Origin of the sequence: Synechococcus sp. UW179B (assembly GCF_900474245.1) — a bacterium.
In the GTDB taxonomy this organism is placed as follows: domain Bacteria; phylum Cyanobacteriota; class Cyanobacteriia; order PCC-6307; family Cyanobiaceae; genus Synechococcus_C.
The window spans coordinates 1-5,518 of record NZ_UCNZ01000014.1 but is presented as its reverse complement, the minus strand read 5'-3'; the positions used below and the strand labels follow the sequence as shown (position 1 = coordinate 5,518).

General features: G+C 52.0%; 2 tRNA genes and 3 rRNA genes. All 5 read left to right on the top strand.

Annotated features, from left to right (window positions below):
• Positions 1–107: 107 nt before the first annotated feature.
• The 5 genes from DXY38_RS06445 to rrf all read left to right on the top strand — a co-directional run bounded on the left by DXY38_RS06445 (position 108) and on the right by rrf (position 5,504).
• A 16S ribosomal RNA gene (locus DXY38_RS06445) occupies positions 108–1,632 on the top strand.
• Between the two features lie 176 nt (positions 1,633–1,808).
• A tRNA-Ile gene (locus DXY38_RS06440) sits at positions 1,809–1,882 on the top strand.
• 20 nt (positions 1,883–1,902) lie between these two features.
• Positions 1,903–1,976 (top strand) — tRNA-Ala (locus tag DXY38_RS06435).
• A gap of 382 nt (positions 1,977–2,358) precedes the next feature.
• A 23S ribosomal RNA gene (locus DXY38_RS06430) occupies positions 2,359–5,240 on the top strand.
• Positions 5,241–5,395: 155 nt separating this feature from the next.
• A 5S ribosomal RNA gene (rrf, locus tag DXY38_RS06425) occupies positions 5,396–5,504 on the top strand.
• The 16S, 23S and 5S rRNA genes sit together here with 2 tRNA genes alongside, the layout of an rRNA operon.
• The last annotated feature ends 14 nt before the right edge of the window (positions 5,505–5,518 follow it).

Genomic DNA, 5,518 nt, shown 5'->3' with positions numbered 1-5,518 from the left:
AAATTATTGAAGCATAAGACAGATTGTTTGTGCGAGCTTTATGAAGTTATTCTTTTGAATGATGGAGTGTAGGGTCGGCTCACAGAGTATATAAAGTTAAATTTTTTACAATGGAGAGTTTGATCCTGGCTCAGGACGAACGCTGGCGGCGGGCTTAACACATGCAAGTCGAAGGAGAAGGAAGGAGCTTGCTCTTTCTGGAGACTGGCGGACGGGTGAGTAACGCGTAGCTAACCTGCCTTTAACTGGGGGATAACATTCCGAAAGGGATGCTAATACCGCATAAAGCAACTGGATCGCATGATCCTGGTTGTTAAAAATTTCGATTGGTTAAAGAGGGGGCTGCGTGCTATTAGTTAGTTGGTGAGGTAACGGCTCACCAAGGCGATGATAGCTAGGGGGTCTGAGAGGATGATCCCCCACACTGGGACTGAGACACGGCCCAGACTCCTACGGGAGGCAGCAGTGAGGAATCTTGCGCAATGGGCGAAAGCCTGACGCAGCCACGCCGCGTGCCGGATGAAGGCCCTATGGGTTGTAAACGGCTTTTAAGGAGGAAGAACGTACGAGTTTCGACTTGTAGTGACGGTACTCCTTGAATAAGCACCGGCTAACTCCGTGCCAGCAGCCGCGGTAATACGGAGGGTGCAAGCGTTGTCCGGAATCATTGGGTGTAAAGGGTGCGTAGGCGGGCGTCTAAGTCTGGGGTGAAATCTTGCCGCTTAACGGTAAAATGGCCTTGGATACTGGGCGTCTTGAGTGTAGAAGAGGTAAGTGGAATTCGTAGTGTAGCGGTGAAATGCATAGATATTACGAAGAACATCAGTGGCGAAGGCGGCTTACTGGTCTACAACTGACGCTGAGGCACGAAAGCGTGGGGAGCGAACAGGATTAGATACCCTGGTAGTCCACGCTGTAAACGATGCATACTAGGTGTTGGTCTTTCGGGGCCAGTGCTGCAGTTAACGCATTAAGTATGCCACCTGGGGAGTACGTCGGCAACGATGAAACTCAAAGGAATTGACGGGGGCCCGCACAAGCGGTGGAGCATGTGGCTTAATTCGATGCAACGCGAGGAACCTTACCTGGGCTAAATCTACAGCGCTACCTCTGGAAACAGAGGGTTCTCTATGAGACGCTATAGAAGGTGCTGCATGGCTGTCGTCAGCTCGTGCCGTGAGGTGTTGGGTTAAGTCCCGCAACGAGCGCAACCCCTGTGGTTAGTTACCAGCACATAATGGTGGGGACTCTAGCCAGACTGCCTACGCAAGTAGTGAGGAAGGTGGGGACGACGTCAAGTCATCATGGCCCTTACGTCCAGGGCTGCACACGTGCTACAATGGATGGTACAGAAGGTCGCCACCTAGCAATAGGGCGCAAATCTTTAAAACCATTCTCAGTTCGGATCGGAGTCTGCAACTCGACTCCGTGAAGTTGGAATCGCTAGTAATCGCGTATCAGCAATGACGCGGTGAATACGTTCCCGGGCCTTGTACACACCGCCCGTCAAGCGATGGAAGTCAGGAGTACCTGATGTCGCCCCAATAAGGGGTGCCTAGGGTAAGCCTGGTAACTGGCGCTAAGTCGTAACAAGGTAGCCGTACCGGAAGGTGCGGCTGGATCACCTCCTTTCAAGGAGAGCCTTGCTAGCCGGGTATATATACACCGGCAAGCGATGAACCTACACAACTACCATAAGTAGTTCGTTACAAACAATCTGTCCTATGCTGCAACGATGAAGGAAAGCAGAGCAGCGGAGGAGGCCTGTGGCCGGCGTTCGGCGCCAGGGCAATCCCCGAGTAATGTTGGGGCTTGTAGCTCAGGTGGTTAGAGCGCACGCCTGATAAGCGTGAGGTCGGAGGTTCAAGTCCTCCCAAGCCCACTTTTCTAGACCAAGGAAGAGGGGCTATAGCTCAGCTGGCTAGAGCACTGCCTTTGCAAGGCAGGGGTCCAGGGTTCGAATCCCTGTAGCTCCACGAAATTGAAGTAAAGATGTGAGATTGAAGTAAGATATGAGAGGGTGTAAACCCCGGAAAGTCACATCGGTTTTATTGAAAGAATGTAATAATTGTTTCCGGCGGTCTTTCGAGGCTAAAGGAAGTGATGGTAAAAAATACAGCTCGCCCGTGCTACGGGCAGTTCTTTGACATGGTGAAAAAGTATAACAATGTATAAAGAGCGGCAATCGAATGATTGTCAGCTCATATAGTATGTTTGATTTGTCCGTTTTTTAAACGGATGGAGATAACATGCGCCTAGGGTAGCTGTACGTGGTAGTACACGTGCAGCCCACAAGAGTAATAGCTCAAGCAATTGAGTATGTTCCTTGTACCGCCGAGAGGTAGTGCAAGCCATATAAAATAAGCAATTAAGGGCACACGGTGGATGCCTAGGCATGCAGAGGCGAAGAAGGACGTGTAAAGCTGCGATAAGCTGCGGGGAGTTGCAAAAGAACTGTGATCCGCGGATTTCCGAATGGGGCAACCCACTCTAATTTATTAGGGTATCCTTTCGAGGAGGCATACCCGGGGAACTGAAACATCTAAGTACCCGGAGGAAGAGAAAACAATCAAGTGATTCCGCAAGTAGTGGCGAGCGAACGCGGAACAGCCCAAACCGCATCCTACGGGGTGCGGGGTAGTAGGACCTGCGTAATTCAAGTAATCTTAAATCGAAGCTGTCTGGAAAGCAGCGCCACAGAAGGTGAAAGCCCTGTAGGTGTACCGATTATTTGAAGGCGGGTATCCTGAGTAGCGCGAGACCGGTGAAATCTTGCGTGAACCAGCCGGCACCATCCGGTAAGGCTAAATACATCTGCATGACCGATAGTGAACCAGTACCGTGAGGGAAAGGTGAAAAGAACGCCGAGAAGGCGAGTGAAATAGTACCTGAAACCGTGTGCTTACAAGCGGTCGGAGCTGCATTTATGCAGTGACGGCGTGCCTTTTGTATAATGAGCCTACGAGTTGCTCCTGTTGTGCGAGGTTAAGCCCCTAAGGGGTGGAGCCGTAGCGAAAGCGAGTCTGAATAGGGCGTGCAGTACAGCGGGGCAGACGCGAAACCAAGTGATCTATCCATGGTCAGGGTGAAGCGGTGGTAAGACACCGTGGAGGCCCGAACCGGTTGACGTTGAAAAGTCTTCGGATGAACTGTGGATAGGGGTGAAAGGCCAATCAAACTTGGAGATAGCTCGTACTCCCCGAAATATATTTAGGTATAGCGTTTGATTTTGTCTGCCTGGAGGTAGAGCACTGATTAGGCTAGGGCCCTTCACCGGGTACCAACCCTAGACAAACTCCGAATACCAGCGCAGAGCCATCAAGCAGTCAGTGGCAGGGTGATAACGTCCTGTCGCGAGAGGGGAACAACCCAGACCACCAGCTAAGGTCCCTAAATTCCGACTAAGTTGATCAAAGAAAGTTGAGTTGCTTAGACAACTAGGAGGTTGGCTTAGAAGCAGCCATTCCTTTAAAGAGTGCGTAATAGCTCACTAGTCAAGCGACTCGGCGTCGATAATAATCGGGCATAAGTCGGATACCGAAGCTGTGGGATTTAACGATCGGTAGGGGAGCATTCCAGTCAGCGCAGAAGCAGCGCCCGCGAGGGGCCGTGGAGCGGCTGGAAGCGAAAATGTAGGCATGAGTAACGATAAGACGGGTGAAAAACCCGTCCACCGTAAACCCAAGGGTTCCTGATCAACGCTAATCGGATCAGGGTTAGTCGAGACCTAAGGTGTACCCGGTGAGGCCGGGGAAGCCGATGGCAAAGCGGTTAAATATTCCGCTACCGAAGCCAACGTATGGCTAAGGCGTGACGCAGAAGTGACACTCCCGCGTGCTGACGAATGCACGTTAAAGGGCGTAGGCCGGGGGGCAGGCAAATCCGCCTCCCATTAAGGCTGAACCCCGACAGTACTCGGATTCTCACGATGAAGAGATAGTGGAGGTAATCATGCTGCCAAGAAAAGCGTCGTAGTTTGTTGTCTTCGCTCGTACCCCAAACCGACACAGGTGGGTGAGGAGAGTATCCTCAGGTGCTCGAGTAATTCATGGCTAAGGAACTAGGCAAATTCGATCCGTAACTTCGGGAGAAGGATCCCCTGACTATGTCAGGGCGCAGTGAAAAGGCCCAAGCGACTGTTTACCAAAAACACATGTCTCTGCTAAGCCGTAAGGCGATGTATAGGGACTGACACCTGCCCGGTGCTGGAAGGTTAAAGAAGGGGGTTAGCTTCGGCGAAGCCCTTGACTGAAGCCCCAGTAAACGGCGGCCGTAACTATAACGGTCCTAAGGTAGCGAAATTCCTTGTCGGGTAAGTTCCGACCTGCACGAATGGTGTAACGACTTGGGCACTGTCTCGGCCATGAGCTCGGTGAAATTGTGGTATCGGTGATGACGCCGATTACCCGCAGCGGGACGAAAAGACCCCGTGAACCTTTACTACAACTTTACATTGGCTTTAGCTGTCGCATGTGTAGGATAGGCGGGAGACTTTGAAGCGGCGTCGCCAGGCGTTGTGGAGTCACCCTTGAAATACCGCCCTTGCCACAGGTGAAGTCTAACCCTTCCGGGGGAACAGTGTATGGTGGGTAGTTTGACTGGGGCGGTCGCCTCCTAAAGAGTAACGGAGGCTCCCAAAGGTACCCTCAGCACGGATGGCAATCGTGCGTAGAGTGTAAAAGCATAAGGGTGCTTGACTGCGAGACATACAGGTCGAGCAGGCACGAAAGTGGGGTTTAGTGATCCGGTGGCACCGCATGGAAGGGCCATCGCTCAAAGGATAAAAGGTACTCCGGGGATAACAGGCTTATCTCCCCCAAGAGTTCATATCGACGGGGAGGTTTGGCACCTCGATGTCGGCTCATCGCATCCTGGGGCTGGAGAAGGTCCCAAGGGTTTGGCTGTTCGCCAATTAAAGCGGTACGCGAGCTGGGTTCAGAACGTCGTGAGACAGTTCGGTCTCTATCTGCTGTGGGCGTTGGAATACTGAGGAGGGCTGCTCCTAGTACGAGAGGACCGGAGTGGACGAACCGCTAGTGTACCTGTTGTGTGGTCGCATGCATCGCAGGGTAGCTATGTTCGGAAGTGATAAGCCGCTGAACGCATCTAAGCGCGAAGCACGCTCCAAGATAAGTATTCCCTATGAGCCTCCCGGAAGACGACCGGGTAGATAGGCGGCAGGTGTACGCATGGTGACATGTTTAGCCGAGCCGTACTAATTAGGCCATTGGCTTTGTTTATATGGTTTGCACCACCGGCTTGGTGGTGCACCAAACAAGTAGTATCCTCATTGTTTTACTTTTTCTTAATCTGGGAGGCCTATGCGGGCATCCCGGAACATGTCAAAGAACTTTTTTATTAAATTTGAGTCCAACATACCGGACTCACCGGCCTTGAAGGTGATTCTAGCGCAGGGGTTCCACCCGTTCCCATCCCGAACACGGACGTTAAGCCCTGCAGCGCCGATGGTACTGCACTCGTGGTAGAGTAGGTCATCGCCTTCTTTTTTTTACCCTAA